Raw genomic sequence first — 12,962 nt, forward strand, 5'->3', positions numbered from 1 at the left:
GAGGAATGGGATTATGACCGAATTCGACATCGACAATGCGAAAACCAGCCGCCGCCGGTTCATGGCAGGTGCGGGCGCGAGTGGCCTGCTGCTGGCGCTGCCGGCATGCCAGGGCTTTGGCGGTTTCAGCCTCGTCGATGCGGTGCGCCGCCTGCTCTACCTCTCCAGCGAGCGTGCCTTTGCCCGCATGCTGCAACCGGGCGGTTTCTGGGACGAGCAGGTCGCGACGATCGGCCTTGAAAATCTGATCGGATCACGTGGCGGCGTGGTCGCCAATATCCTGACCTCCACCCTGTTCAAGGACCGGCTGGAAGATGCCTTTGCAGATATCGCCATCGAAGGGGCGGAGCGCGCTGCGCCCATCGTTACCGATGCGGTGCGGGTGATCGGCATTCAGAACGCCGTGGCGCTGATCAATGGCGGCCCGCGCGCAGCAACCGGCTTCCTGCGCGATGAAATGGGTGTGACGCTGATCGATGCCATGATCCCCGAACTTGGCCAGGCCATGCGCATCACGCAGGAGCCGCTGGTGGGCGAATTGCTCGCCGGCATCACCGGCGTCGACGTTCGCGGCGTGGCGCAGAATGTCTCCAACCGCATCGATAATGCGATCTGGAACGAGATCGGTTTCGAAGAAGCTGCCATTCGCGCCAATCCGCGCGCGACCAATGATCCGCTGCTGATCGGCGTGCTGGGCGGGGGGAGCCTGCTGTAACAGGCTTTCTACCCCCTTGCGCCGCGCGCTGCGTGCTTTAGCTAGCCCCTGCACATGGCCGATGATTCACCACTCGACGATTTCAAGCTCGCCCTGACCGGCGCGGCGCGTGCTCTTGCGCGCGATGCGGAGGTTGAGGTGGGCTTCACCGCCGATGCCGCGAGCGAGCAGGGCAAGAGCGCGCGCGTTCCCATGCCGGGGCGCAATGTGCCTCCCGCCGATGCCGAACTGGCGCGTGGCTATGCCGACAGTTTCGCGCTGCGCCTGCGCCATCACAACGCCGCGCTGCACATGCGATCCCGCCCTGCAGAGCCCGATGCGCGCGCATGCTACGACGCGATCGAACGCGCCCGCTTCGAAGCCATCGGAGAGCGGGACTTCGCCGGGATGCGCGGCAACCTCGCCGCCATGCAGGATCGCCGTGTTGCCGCCAGCGAGATTTCCCGCGCGCAAAGTTTCGAAGACGTGCCGATGCATACCGCGCTAGGCCTGATGCTGCGCGAACAGCTGACCGGCCAGCCGGTGCCCGAAGCGGCGCAGGCCGGCGTAGATCTGGTGCGCGAACATATTGAAAGCCGCACCGGCGACGACTTTGAACGCCTTTCCGAACTGCTCGACGATCAGACCGCTTTCCAGAAGCTCGGCCTCGATATGCTCCGCCATCTCGACATGGTGCCGCAGGAAGCCGATCCCGAAGACGGTTTCGACGATGACGAGGGCGACGAAAGCGAAGGCGCCGACGAAGACGAAACGCCCGAAGACCAGGACGGCGACAACGACGCTTCCGACCAGCCCGAAACCCGCGCCGAAGGCGCCGATGGCGAAGAAGGCGACGGCGAGGAGCAGGACGAGGCCACCGGCGATGAGAACATGGCCGAAGGTGAGCCGGGCGATGATGGCGAGGAGTTCATGCTCCCCCAGCGCCGCAACGCGCCGTGGCAGGATCTGCCCGAAACCTTTGAATACAAGGCTTTCACAACCGAATTTGACGAAGTGGTTGAAGCCGAAGACCTGTGCGATGTCGAAGAACTGACGCGGTTGCGCGCCTATCTCGACAGCCAGCTCGCCGGGCTGCAGTCCGTGGTGACCCGGCTTGCCAACCGCCTCCAGCGCCGCCTGATGGCGCAGCAGAACCGCAGCTGGGATTTCGATCAGGAAGAGGGGCTGCTGGACGCTGCTCGCCTTGCGCGCGTAGTCGTCAGCCCCGGCCATTCGCTCAGCTACAAGATGGAGCAGGAGCAGGATTTCAAGGACACGATCGTCACCCTGCTGATCGACAATTCCGGCAGTATGCGCGGCCGCCCGATTTCCATCGCGGCGATCAGCGCCGATATCCTTGCGCGCACGCTGGAACGCTGCGGCGTGAAAGTCGAAATCCTCGGCTTCACCACCCGCGCGTGGAAGGGCGGGCAGGGTCGCGAGAAATGGCTGGCCAATGGACGCCCGCCCAATCCCGGCCGCCTCAATGATCTGCGCCACATCATCTACAAAAAGGCCGACGAGCCGATGCGCCGCGCGCGCCGGAGCCTCGGCCTGATGATGCGCGAAGGCCTGCTGAAAGAGAATATCGACGGCGAGGCGCTGCTCTGGGCCCACGAACGCCTGCTCGCCCGCCCCGAAGACCGCCGCATCATGATGGTCATTTCAGACGGTGCGCCGGTGGACGATTCAACGCTCAGCGTGAACACCGCCGGATACCTCGAAGGGCACCTGCGCAAGGTGATCGAATGGATCGAGAGGCAAAGCCCCGTCCAGCTCGTCGCCATCGGCATCGGTCATGATGTGACGCGCTATTACAAGAAGGCTGTGACGATCATGGACGCCGAACAGCTGGGCGGCACGATCATCGAGCAGCTGGCGGATTTGTTCGAGGTGGAGTGATCGAAACTCCAGACTTTCCTCCCGGCTTCGACCTAGCCGAATTCGCGAAATCGACGATTGAGACCCATAGACGCATACGACGTCAGCGATCCGACCCCTACTTGGGCTGGCTGGCGATAATCGCCGAATTGCGGATGCGCGATAACTGCAGCATCTTCGAAGCAGAGCGAACCGCGATTTCCAACAAGCATCTACGCCGATGGGTCGAACGTGCAATCAATGCGGGCAACCCTGCTCGGAAGTACGCGCTCGCTCATATTCGATTTAATGGCGCAAAATCGCTGATTGAGTGCCAAGGTGACAGCTTCATCTTCAGGATACCGCCGCCGTGAAAAAACTCCTCGCCCTCGTCTTCCTCGTCGCGCTCGTTTTCGGCGGCTGGTATCTCGCCTCGCCGTGGTTTGCGATGAAATCGCTCGCCGATGCGGCACAGGTGGGGGATGCCGCCGCGCTGGAGGAGCAGGTGGATTTTCCCGCTCTGCGCGCCTCGGCCAGCGAACAGCTCAATGAAGCGGTTGCGCGGCAGCGCGGCCAGAATGGCGCGCTGGGCGATCTTGGCGCGGCGATTGCCGAGCGTTTGGGCAATGCAGCGATTGACCGCTCGCTAACGCCGGGGGCGGTCAGCGGTCTGGTCGCATCGGGCGCATTCGTTGCCGGCATGTTGCCGGAGCGGCTGCGTGGGCAGCAATTGAGCTGGGATGTGGAACGCGAAGGCTTCGATCACTTCCGCGCGGAAGGGACGTTCGAGGATGGATCCACCGGGCCGGACCTGATCTTCCGCCGCGAAGGGCTGGGATGGGTGCTTACTGGCTTCGAGCTGAACGATCCGAACGAGCCGCGCGCATAATTCTTCTTCGCTGCTGCGATTGACGATATCGCTTTCCTACAAATACGGTTTTCAGACACCGTCCACTGGATGCGTCACCAATCGCCCGAACCCGCAGAAAGCCGCGCTCTACAGGCGGATTATGCAGCCCCTGAAAATTCTCGTCAGGACACTGTCACACCTGTCACACCCCGCAGCGATTTGACGCCCTCGGAATGCTCAGTTGGACTCGCCCGGGCGGGTGTAAATCAGCCACGCCACCACGGCGAACCAGCCGACCATCAGCACGGCGAGGCCGCGCTCGTAGAGGCCGTCCCAGCTGGTGGGGATCACGAACAGCAGCGGTCCGGCGATCAGCCACACCACGGCGAGAATGCGCATGGCGGGCTTGATCCAGTCGCGCCGGTCGGCAAGCCCGTCGGACGTCAGCCAGACGGTCGCGGGAAAGAGCGCGCCGATGGCATAGACCAGATAGCGGTGGATGTCCGGCAGACCGAAGGGGCGGTTATACGCCTCGTAACCGGCGACCAAAGCGATAACGATGGCGAGAGCGAAGAGGGTGATTTGGCCCAGCCGCCAGTCCCATCCATCCGCTTTCCAGCGCCACAGCCCGGCAGCGATCAGGATGGCAGATGCGGCAAAGGCATACAGGCCTGCATCCACCAGCCAGTCATACTCGCCGCCGGCCGCGGAATCGCTGATCGTGTCGCGGATCATGCCGACATGGCCGCTCAGCAGTGTGCCCGACAGATCGGCAATGATGACGAGGATGCAGCCCAGTAGGCCGATCAGTCCGAGCCCCTTCGCAAGATCATCGTCGCGCCTATCGGCTTCGGTCTGTTGCATGGGCTATGTCTCCGGTTGAAATGGATGCGGTCATGGAGCAAGAGCGCCTGCATGAGTGACACTGACCTACGCCTGTTCAACTCCCTAACGCGCGAGATAGAGCCTTTTATCCCGGTCCATCCCGGTGAGGCGCGCGTCTACACCTGCGGGCCGACGGTCTATAACTACCCGCATATCGGCAATATGCGCGCCTATGTCTTCGCCGATGTGCTGGGGCGCACGCTGAGCTGGAAGGGTTACAAGCTCACTCATGTGATCAACATCACCGATGTCGGCCATCTGACCGATGACGGGGATGCAGGTGAGGACAAGATGGAGAAGATGGCTGCGGAGAAAGCGCAGTCGATCTGGGACATCGCGAAGCATTACACCGAGGCCTATTGGGCGGACGTGAAGGCGCTCAACATCCGGGAGCCTGCGAAGTGGTCGGTCGCGACGGACTACATCGAGGAAATGCTGAAGTTCGCCAAGAGCATTGCGGACAAGCACTGCTACGAACTCGAAAGCGGTCTCTACTTCGATGTCTCGACTGTCGAGGATTACGGGCGGCTGGCCCGCGCTGTCACCGAGGAAGGCGAGGGCCGCATCGAGACTGTCGAAGGCAAGCGCAATGCGGCCGACTTCGCGATCTGGCGGAAGACGCCTGCTGGCGAAACGCGGCAGATGGAATGGGACTCGCCCTGGGGCAAGGGCGCGCCCGGCTGGCATCTCGAATGCTCGGTCATGGGCGAGAAGCTGCTTGGTTTCCCCTTCGACATCCACACCGGCGGGATCGATCACCGCGAAATCCATCACCCGAACGAGATCGCGCAGAACCAGGCCTTCTGCGGCTGCGGCGGCCTTTCAGAGGCGACCAATTCGGGCGCGAAGATCTGGATGCACAACAACTTCCTCGTCGAACGCAGCGGCAAAATGAGCAAATCGAGCGGAGAGTTCCTCCGCCTCCAGCTCCTCATCGACAAGGGCTATCACCCGCTGGCCTACCGCATGATGTGCCTGCAAGCGCACTACCGCAGTGAGCTGGAGTTCAGCTGGGAGGGGCTGGAAGCGGCACTTACCCGGCTGAAGCGCATTGTGATGGCCGTGGAGCGGCTGGCCGATGCCGAAGCGCAGCCCGAAGCCGAGCATCCCAAATTCGCGCCCATGCTCGCCAAGTTCGAGGAGGCTATGGCCGATGACCTCAACACGCCGATCGCGCTCACCGCGCTGGAAGAGGCGCTGGCGGTCAAGAAGGTCGATACCGGGATCAAACGCGCTGTGGTGGAAGCGATGGACGCCGTGCTCGGCTTCGACCTCTTCGCGCTCACCCGCGCCGACCTTCGCATCCGCCCCAAGTCCGCCAGCATCACGGAGGCCGAGATCGATGACAAGCTCGCTCGCCGCAAGGAGGCGCGAGCGGAGAAGGACTTCGCCACGTCCGATGCGCTGCGCGATGAGCTCGCGGCCAAGGGTGTCGACGTGATGGATGGCGATCCGCTGGGCTGGGAGTGGAAGCTATAACCAAAGCTGCATTATCCGCCCTGATCCGCCCGCTGGTCGAACCGCGCCTGCCCGACTGGGTCGAGCCGCATTGGTTTACCTCGAGGGAAGAGGCGCTCGAAATTGCGCCTTCCGCCGAAATCGGCTGGTTCGATTTCAACGATAAGCAGCCGATGATCGAAGCGGTCCGTGCTGCCGAAAACCTGAAATGGCTCAACTCGATCTATGCCGGGCTCGACTTCCTGCCGCTGGATGTGTTGCAAGAGCGCGGCACGGTCGTCACCAACGGCGTCGGCATCAACGCGCTGACCATTGCCGAATACACCGTGATGCTGATGCTCGCGCACGCGAAGGGCTACCGGGATGTCGTCCGCGCGCAAGACAGGAACGAGTGGTTGCTCGACAGCCCCGGCAAGCGCGAACTCGCGGGCGAGCGTGTGCTGCTGCTCGGCCTCGGTGCGATCGGCTCGCTGGTCAAGACGCGGCTCGAAGCGTTCGACATGGAAGTCGTACCGGTGCGGCGTTCGGGTGGCGAGGGTGCCTTGCGACCCGACGAATGGCGCGATCGGCTGGGCGAGTTCGGCTGGGTTATCCTCGCCGTGCCTTCGACGCCCGATACCAGGCATATGATCGGCGCGGCGGAGCTTGATGCGATGCGAAGCGATGCGGTGGTTGTAAACATCGCGCGTGGAGACGTGATCGATCAGGCAGCATTGGTCGAAGCGCTGCACGCCAAGTCGATCGAGGCTGCACTGCTCGACGTCACCGAGCCCGAGCCGCTGCCCGAGGATCATCCGCTCTGGTCGCTTGAGAATGCGCAGGTCACGATGCATCTTTCGGGACGGGCGCAAACCAAGATGTTCCAGCGCAGCGCCGACCGCTTCATCGAGAACCTCGCCCGCTGGCGCGCAGGGGATCCGGTGACACCGCAAATGGACCTCGAACACGGCTACTGACTCTTCCAGCGCTACCTGTTAGGCATTCGGCCGAAGCCGAGAAAACTCGGGTCGCAAAACCGGATGGTGGTGCTCGCCGAAGCGCCAAGGGGGAGTAGCGAATGTCCGACACCACAAAAGCATCAGACCTGTTCATCGAGTGCCTAGAGCAGGAAGGCGTCGAGTACATCTTCGGCGTGCCCGGGGAGGAGAATCTCGACTTCCTCCAAAGCTTGTCCAAGAGCGACAGCATCAAGCTGGTGCTCACACGACATGAGCAGGGCGCAGGCTTCATGGCGGCGACCTATGGTCGGCACACGGGCAAGACCGGCGTCTGCCTCGCCACGCTCGGGCCGGGGGCGACCAATCTGGTGACGGCGGGTGCCTATGCCCAGCTCGGCGGCATGCCGATTCTGATGATCACCGGGCAAAAGCCGATCAAGAAGAGCAAGCAGGGCCGCTTCCAGATCCTCGACGTGGTGGAAATGATGGGGCCGATCACCAAATACGCTCACCAGCTTGCCGCCGGAGAGAACATCCCCAGCCGCGTGCGTGAAGCCTTCCGCTTGGCCGAGGAAGAGAAGCCGGGTGCCGTGCATATCGAGTTCCCCGAGGACATTGCCGAAGAACAATGCTCGTCCCGCCCGATAGCCGCATCCGTGGCGCGACGCCCTTCTGCCGAACACAAGGCGGTACGGCAGGCGGTCAACGCTCTCGAAGAAGCCGAGCGCCCGGTGCTGGTCATCGGCGCAGGGGCCAATCGAAAGATGACGAGTCGGATGCTGCGCCAGTTCATCGAGAAAACCGGCATACCCTTCGTCACCACACAAATGGGCAAGGGCGTTATCGACGAGCGCCATCCGCTGTTCCTCGGCTGCGCCGCACTCTCCTCGGGAGACTTCGTCCACCGCGCGATCGAAGCGAGCGATTGCATCGTCAACATCGGCCATGACGTGATCGAAAAGCCTCCCTTCTTCATGCAAGCGGGCGGGGCGACGGTGATCCATGTCTCCTATCGCACTGCCGAAGTGGACCCCGTCTACTTCCCGCAGATCGAGGTGATCGGCGACATCGCCAACGCTATCTGGCAGATCAAGGAAGACATCGTCCCGCAGGGCAAATGGGACTCCGAAACGCTGACCCATTATCGCCGCGCGGAAGAAGAGCATGCGAACAAGCTCAAGGAGGATGACCGCTTCCCGATCTTCCCGCCGCATCTCGTTCGCAAGGTGCGCGAAGCCATGCCGGAAGACGGAATCATCTGCCTCGACAATGGCGTCTACAAGATCTGGTTCGCGCGCAATTACACTGCCTATCTCCCCAACACCGTGCTGCTCGACAATGCACTCGCGACCATGGGGGCAGGGCTGCCATCGGCAATGATGAGCGCCATGCTTTACCCCGATCGCAAGGTCATGGCGATCTGCGGCGACGGTGGCTTCATGATGAATAGTCAGGAGCTGGAGACGGCAGTGCGGCTCGGCCTCAACCTGACTGTGCTGATCTTGCGCGACGATGCATATGGCATGATCCGCTGGAAGCAGGCGAATATGGGCTTTGCCGACTACGGCCTCACCTTCGGCAATCCCGATTTCGTCGATTATGCCAACAGCTACGGCGCCATCGGCCACCGCGTGGAGTCGACGCCGCACCTTGCTGAACTGCTCGCCCATTGCTGCGAAACGCCGGGCGTGCACGTGATCGATTGCCCGGTCGACTACTCGGAAAACGACCAGATCCTCAATCACGACATCAAGGAACTCAGCAAGAAGCTGTGACTTGAAGGGGAGAGGAGATCCCATGCCCCAGCTCAAAGACACTTACCCGCTCTATCTCAACAACAAGGCCGAGCGGCCGAACACCGATCTGGAGGTGATCGACAAATATACCGGCGAAGTCGCCTTCCGCGTCGCGCAGGCCGATCCGGAGATCATCGACAAGGCCATTGCCGGCGCGGTTGCTGCGGCAGAGCCGATGGCGCGGATGGCAAGCTATGAGCGCAAGGCTGTGCTCGATCACTGTGTGAAGCGGTTCCGCGAGCGGTTTGACGAGCTGGCCTATGCCCTTTGCGTCGAAGCGGGCAAGCCGATTGGCGACAGCGAAGGCGAAGTTACAAGGCTGATAGATACCTTCCAGATCGCCGCCGAGGAATCGACCCGTATGTATGGCGAAGTCATGCCGCTCGACATCAGCGAGCGGGCCAAGGGTTATCAGTCGATCTGGAAACGCTATCCGGTCGGACCGTGCAGTTTCATCTCTCCCTTCAACTTTCCGCTGAACCTCGCTGCGCACAAGGTCGCCCCTGCCATCGCAGTCGGCTGTCCCTTCGTGATGAAGCCGGCGAGCAAGACGCCTTTGGGAGCGATCATCATTGGCGAAGTGCTTGCCGAGACTGATCTGCCCGAAGGCGCCTTCAGCATCCTGCCCGCAAGCCGCGATGGCGCAGATCTGTTTACCGAGGACGAACGCCTCAACCTCCTGAGCTTCACGGGCTCTCCCGCCGTGGGTTGGGAACTGAAAGCCAAGAGCGGCAAGAAGAAAGTCGTGCTCGAACTCGGCGGCAATGCTGCAGTGGTGGTCGATCATGATGCCGATCTGGAAGACGCGCTTGAGCGAATCGTGTTCGGCGCGTTCTACCAGTCCGGCCAGAGCTGCATCGGGGTGCAGCGCATCCTGATCCACGAAGATGTGTATGACCGCTTCAAGAACATGCTGGTCGAGAAGACGAAGACGCTGAAATCGGGTGACCCGAAAGACCGTGACACTTTTATCGGCCCGATGATCTCCGAAGGCGAGGCGCAGCGCCTCAAAGGCTGGATTGACGAGGCTGTAGCGAACGGAGCGACGCTGCTGTGCGGTGGCGGGTGCGAGGGCAATATGCTCGAGGCAACGCTGCTCGAAGGCGTCGACAAGAATGCGCGCGCCATGAATGACGAGGCTTTCGGCCCGCTCGCCATCCTCCAGCCGTTCGACTCGATGGACGAAGCGCTGGAAGAGGTGAACCGCAGCGAGTTCGGCCTGCAGGCCGGCATCTTTACCCGCGATCTGTTTCATATGTTCGACGCGTGGGACCGGCTCGAAGTCGGCGGAATCGTCATCAACGACGTGCCGAGTTACCGCGTCGACAACATGCCCTATGGAGGTGTGAAAGATTCGGGCCTCGGCCGCGAAGGGATTCGCTTCGCGATGGAGGACATGACCGAGATCAGGAACCTGGTAATCCGGCGGACTTGAGCCTCCTCTCCCGTCGGGGCGGGCTCATCCTTCCTCCAGCAGCAATATCTCGCACGTCACCGCCATGCGCGGCGGATCGAGCACGTGATCGACTTCTGTAATGGCCGCGTCGGCAACCAGCTGGCCGGGGATCGCGAATTCGTGTTCGGGCAGGAATGCGATGAAGCACTCACCCGCATCGACCGCATCTTCGCCTACGAACTCCATTTCCACCCGGTGGCGGGCACCGGCGAATGTGATGCTGGCCCAGCTTTTTTCCGAGTGAGAGAGGATCGTCCCGTGATCGCTGGCGAGTGCGCACAGCGCAGCGGCCAGTTTCTCGCGCGGACCCTTGCGCGTGCGCGGTGGTTTCGGTGGCTTGCGATCAGTATGCACCCGTAGTCTCCCGATATGTGTTCATGAAATGTTCCACCCGTTCTTCTGTGCGAGAACGGGGAATGCGGCCGTTGCGGAGATCGAGCACGAAACGCGGATCGCGCGCGGCGAGGCGGCCAAACTTTGTCGGCGGCATTCGGGTGTGGCGGAGAAAGACTTCGATCTTGCGGATGAGCATGCGTGTGACCCCTCACAGCTGACGTTGAACTACTCTGCCAGCGACTCAGCGCCGACTCGATGGATGTAAAACAGCGCGTGAAATCCTACTTGTCTAGGAAAAATACATCGTGTAGGAAGAATTTGTTCATCACGATAGGAAATTGCCATGAGTTCACGCGAGAAACTGGCCGCCGCGGCCAAGGCAAAGGGCAGCAGTCTTGCCGCACTTTCCCGCATGATCGGGCGCAATGGTACCTATCTTCAGCAATATATTTCAAAGGGTAGCCCGAAGAAGCTGGAGGAAGAGGACCGGCGCAAGCTGGCTGAATTTCTTGGGCTGGCGGAGAGCGAACTGGGGGCTCCCAAGGATAAATCCTATACACCAGCGAATCGCGGGGATTGGGTGGAGGTTCCCCGGCTTGAGGTGGATGCATCCGCGGGGCCGGGCGCGGTCGCTTTGCAGGAGGATGCCTTCGACGCCTTCCGCTTTTCGAAGAAATGGCTCGCCGAACAGGGCCTCGACGGCGCGCAGCTATCGGCGATCCGCGTGGTGGGCGATTCCATGGAACCGCTGCTGCGCGAAGGCGACGAAGTCCTCGTCGATTGCCGCAAACAGCCCTTTCGAGACGGCGTCCACGTCGTGCGGCTGGACGACAGCCTGCTCGTCAAACGCGTCGCCAACCAGGGGGCAGGACGCTTCAGCTTGCTCAGCCAGAATCTCGCCTACCCGCCAATCCAGGTGAAGGCAGAAGATTTTGAGGTGATCGGCCGCGTGGTTTGGAAAAGCGGGCGGGTTTAAGCCCAGCCAGCCTGCCTATAGGCGAAATCATCGTTCCAAATCTTCGACATGTGCGAGATCTTGTCGCCTTCAAACTGAATGTAATAGGTGAAGTCGGTGGCAACGGCCTTCCCTGTAGGCGGAACCGGGCCTCCGTCTTCCGTATGGGTACCCGTGAAGATCGCGGACGCAGAGACCGCATTGCGTTCTTCGTCCACGCCGAACGCTAGCATTTCATATCCAGAGTCCGGCATGATGGCGCCGATGCCGCCCATCCAGTCCGTGTAAGCCTGAAGCGTTTTGATCTCTGCAAGTGAATCGCACTGTGCAGAGAATGTCGCTTCCGGATGGCACCACTGCTGGCAAACTTTCCAGCCCTTGGATGTTTCGCATGCTTCAAAAAAGGCGAGTGCGGTTTTCTTTATGCTCATATTTCCCCCCAAGACGTGGCCATTACAGGACCACATTCATGGCGTGAACCGGCCGCGCGGCGCTGTCCATCCAATAATTCGCTCTAGCCCAATTTCAGCTTAAACCCCGAATGGCTCGCCTCGAACCCCAGCCGCTTGTAAAACCTGTGCGCGGCTTCGCGTTGGCGATCGCTGGTGAGTTGAATAATGCAGCAGCCGCGCGCTTCGCACTGCGCAATCGCCCAGCGCATCATCTCTTCACCAATGCCCTGGCTGCGGGATTCGGCGGCGACGCGGACGCTTTCGATCTGGCCACGCCATGCACCGCGGCGCGAGACGCCGGGAATGAAGCTCAGCTGGAAGCTGCCGACACGGCCGCCATTCCTCTCTGCAATCAACAGGCGATGGTTCGGGTCGGAAGTGATCGCCATAAAACCGTCGCGCATCTGTTCGGCGTGGTCGTTGCGAAGGGGATCGCGAGCCGCTGCCACCTCGTCCGCATCGCAGAGCGCGGCGATGAATTGGAGGTCGTCCAGCGTCGCATCGCGAATGATCAGGGCACTCATGACGTTGCTTCTACGCTTGCAAGCGCGCCGCGTCACCGCCATTTGAACCAGCATGAGTAATCAAGCTGCCATCAATGCCGCCATCGTGCCTGTCACACCCTTTCAGCAGAACTGCTCGCTGGTCTGGTGCACCAAGACCATGCGCGGAGTTCTGGTCGATCCGGGCGGAGAGCTGGAGAAGCTGAAGGTGGCGGTCGCGAAGGCCGGTGTGACGCTGGAAAAGATTATCCTGACCCATGGCCATGCGGATCACTGCGGCCAGGCAGGCATGCTGGCTAAAGAACTGGGGCTGCCTATCGAAGGGCCGCATGAAGCCGATCGCTTCTGGATCAGCCGCCTCGATGAAGATGGGCCACGCTTCGGAATGCAATGCGAAGTATTCGAGCCGACGCGCTGGCTCGATGATGGAGACACGGTGAGTTTTGGCGAGGTGACGCTGGAAGTCATCCATTGCCCCGGCCACACGCCCGGCCATGTGGTGTTCTTCCACCGCCCGACCAATTTCGCTTTTGTGGGCGACGTGATCTTCAACGGCAGCATCGGCCGCACTGATTTTCCGATGAGCGATCACCAGAGCCTGCTCGATGCGATCACGCAGAAGCTTTGGCCGTTGGGAGATGGTGTGACTTTCGTACCCGGCCACGGCCCGACCAGCACTTTCGGCAAGGAGCGCCAGAGCAATCCCTTCGTCGGCGACGCTGCGATGGCGAATAATTAATTCGGACAGCTGGCCGCTAGATTTCAACCCAAATCATGAC

15 protein-coding genes are annotated in these 12,962 nt (G+C 61.5%); 10 read left to right on the forward strand and 5 right to left on the reverse strand.

Annotated features, from left to right (window positions below; genetic code table 11):
* Positions 1-13 precede the first annotated feature (13 nt).
* The 4 genes from O2N64_RS10060 to O2N64_RS10075 are packed head-to-tail and all read left to right on the forward strand — an operon-like array spanning position 14 to position 3,443.
* The gene (locus O2N64_RS10060) at positions 14-715 is read left to right on the forward strand and encodes a DUF4197 domain-containing protein (protein WP_271077475.1); all 702 of its coding nucleotides are present in this window, start codon (positions 14-16) and stop codon (positions 713-715) included.
* A gap of 54 nt (positions 716-769) precedes the next feature.
* Positions 770-2,596 carry a cobaltochelatase subunit CobT gene (gene cobT, locus O2N64_RS10065; protein WP_271077476.1) on the forward strand — a complete coding sequence of 609 codons (1,827 nt, stop codon included), beginning with the start codon at positions 770-772 and terminating at the stop codon, positions 2,594-2,596.
* Positions 2,593-2,928 (forward strand): hypothetical protein, encoded by a 336-nt coding sequence (locus tag O2N64_RS10070; protein WP_271077477.1) that lies wholly within the window; start codon positions 2,593-2,595, stop codon positions 2,926-2,928. The genes cobT and O2N64_RS10070 overlap by 4 nt, the downstream gene beginning before the upstream one ends.
* Complete coding sequence (locus O2N64_RS10075; RefSeq protein ID WP_271077478.1) at positions 2,925-3,443, forward strand: DUF2939 domain-containing protein; 519 nt, start codon at positions 2,925-2,927, stop codon at positions 3,441-3,443. The genes O2N64_RS10070 and O2N64_RS10075 overlap by 4 nt, the downstream gene beginning before the upstream one ends.
* A 198-nt stretch (positions 3,444-3,641) precedes the next feature.
* Here O2N64_RS10075 and O2N64_RS10080 read toward each other — a convergent pair whose 3' ends face one another.
* Positions 3,642-4,268 carry a DUF998 domain-containing protein gene (locus O2N64_RS10080; RefSeq protein ID WP_271077479.1) on the reverse strand — a complete coding sequence of 209 codons (627 nt, stop codon included), beginning with the start codon at positions 4,266-4,268 and terminating at the stop codon, positions 3,642-3,644.
* A gap of 51 nt (positions 4,269-4,319) precedes the next feature.
* Here O2N64_RS10080 and cysS point away from each other — a divergent pair, with 51 nt between their 5' ends.
* The 4 genes from cysS (at position 4,320) to O2N64_RS10100 (ending at position 9,916) form a co-directional block, all read left to right on the forward strand.
* Complete coding sequence (cysS, locus tag O2N64_RS10085; protein ID WP_271077480.1) at positions 4,320-5,768, forward strand: cysteine--tRNA ligase; 1,449 nt, start codon at positions 4,320-4,322, stop codon at positions 5,766-5,768.
* Entirely contained in the window at positions 5,765-6,703 is a 939-nt protein-coding gene (locus tag O2N64_RS10090) for a D-2-hydroxyacid dehydrogenase (RefSeq protein ID WP_271079641.1), read from the forward strand. Before cysS ends, O2N64_RS10090 begins: the two co-directional genes overlap by 4 nt.
* Positions 6,704-6,804: 101 nt before the next feature.
* Positions 6,805-8,460, forward strand: a complete 1,656-nt coding sequence (locus O2N64_RS10095; protein WP_271077481.1) for an acetolactate synthase large subunit — start codon at positions 6,805-6,807, stop codon at positions 8,458-8,460.
* Positions 8,461-8,482: 22 nt separating this feature from the next.
* Positions 8,483-9,916 carry an aldehyde dehydrogenase family protein gene (locus tag O2N64_RS10100; RefSeq protein ID WP_271077482.1) on the forward strand — a complete coding sequence of 478 codons (1,434 nt, stop codon included), beginning with the start codon at positions 8,483-8,485 and terminating at the stop codon, positions 9,914-9,916.
* A 24-nt stretch (positions 9,917-9,940) separates the two neighbouring features.
* Here O2N64_RS10100 and O2N64_RS10105 read toward each other — a convergent pair whose 3' ends face one another.
* Together O2N64_RS10105 and O2N64_RS10110 are read right to left on the reverse strand one after the other, a co-directional pair.
* Positions 9,941-10,291 carry a hypothetical protein gene (locus O2N64_RS10105; RefSeq protein WP_271077483.1) on the reverse strand — a complete coding sequence of 117 codons (351 nt, stop codon included), beginning with the start codon at positions 10,289-10,291 and terminating at the stop codon, positions 9,941-9,943.
* Entirely contained in the window at positions 10,281-10,469 is a 189-nt protein-coding gene (locus O2N64_RS10110) for a hypothetical protein (protein ID WP_271077484.1), read from the reverse strand. The genes O2N64_RS10105 and O2N64_RS10110 overlap by 11 nt, the downstream gene beginning before the upstream one ends.
* A 147-nt stretch (positions 10,470-10,616) precedes the next feature.
* Here O2N64_RS10110 and O2N64_RS10115 point away from each other — a divergent pair, with 147 nt between their 5' ends.
* The gene (locus tag O2N64_RS10115; protein WP_271077485.1) at positions 10,617-11,249 is read left to right on the forward strand and encodes a S24 family peptidase; all 633 of its coding nucleotides are present in this window, start codon (positions 10,617-10,619) and stop codon (positions 11,247-11,249) included.
* Here the strand turns inward: O2N64_RS10115 and O2N64_RS10120 are convergent.
* Entirely contained in the window at positions 11,246-11,659 is a 414-nt protein-coding gene (locus tag O2N64_RS10120) for a nuclear transport factor 2 family protein (RefSeq protein WP_271077486.1), read from the reverse strand. The genes O2N64_RS10115 and O2N64_RS10120 overlap by 4 nt on opposite strands.
* An 83-nt stretch (positions 11,660-11,742) precedes the next feature.
* Positions 11,743-12,204, reverse strand: a complete 462-nt coding sequence (locus O2N64_RS10125; RefSeq protein WP_271077487.1) for a GNAT family N-acetyltransferase — start codon at positions 12,202-12,204, stop codon at positions 11,743-11,745.
* A 52-nt stretch (positions 12,205-12,256) separates the two neighbouring features.
* Here O2N64_RS10125 and O2N64_RS10130 point away from each other — a divergent pair, with 52 nt between their 5' ends.
* Complete coding sequence (locus O2N64_RS10130) at positions 12,257-12,922, forward strand: MBL fold metallo-hydrolase (RefSeq protein ID WP_271077488.1); 666 nt, start codon at positions 12,257-12,259, stop codon at positions 12,920-12,922.
* Positions 12,923-12,962 lie beyond the last annotated feature (40 nt).

This window comes from Aurantiacibacter sp. MUD61 (genome assembly GCF_027912455.1).
Classification (GTDB): domain Bacteria; phylum Pseudomonadota; class Alphaproteobacteria; order Sphingomonadales; family Sphingomonadaceae; genus Alteraurantiacibacter.

Bases quoted from the DNA above. Each gene is read 5' to 3' on its own strand.
- O2N64_RS10125 (WP_271077487.1), bottom strand. From the start codon at position 12,204: ATGAGTGCCCTGATCATTCGCGATGCGACGCTGGACGACCTCCAATTC.
- cobT (WP_271077476.1), top strand. From the start codon at position 770: ATGGCCGATGATTCACCACTCGACGATTTCAAGCTCGCCCTGACCGGC.
- O2N64_RS10110 (WP_271077484.1), bottom strand. From the start codon at position 10,469: ATGCTCATCCGCAAGATCGAAGTCTTTCTCCGCCACACCCGAATGCCG.
- O2N64_RS10130 (WP_271077488.1), top strand. From the start codon at position 12,257: ATGAGTAATCAAGCTGCCATCAATGCCGCCATCGTGCCTGTCACACCC.
- O2N64_RS10100 (WP_271077482.1), top strand. From the start codon at position 8,483: ATGCCCCAGCTCAAAGACACTTACCCGCTCTATCTCAACAACAAGGCC.
- O2N64_RS10060 (WP_271077475.1), top strand. From the start codon at position 14: ATGACCGAATTCGACATCGACAATGCGAAAACCAGCCGCCGCCGGTTC.
- O2N64_RS10080 (WP_271077479.1), bottom strand. From the start codon at position 4,268: ATGCAACAGACCGAAGCCGATAGGCGCGACGATGATCTTGCGAAGGGG.
- O2N64_RS10115 (WP_271077485.1), top strand. From the start codon at position 10,617: ATGAGTTCACGCGAGAAACTGGCCGCCGCGGCCAAGGCAAAGGGCAGC.
- O2N64_RS10095 (WP_271077481.1), top strand. From the start codon at position 6,805: ATGTCCGACACCACAAAAGCATCAGACCTGTTCATCGAGTGCCTAGAG.
- O2N64_RS10120 (WP_271077486.1), bottom strand. From the start codon at position 11,659: ATGAGCATAAAGAAAACCGCACTCGCCTTTTTTGAAGCATGCGAAACA.
- cysS (WP_271077480.1), top strand. From the start codon at position 4,320: ATGAGTGACACTGACCTACGCCTGTTCAACTCCCTAACGCGCGAGATA.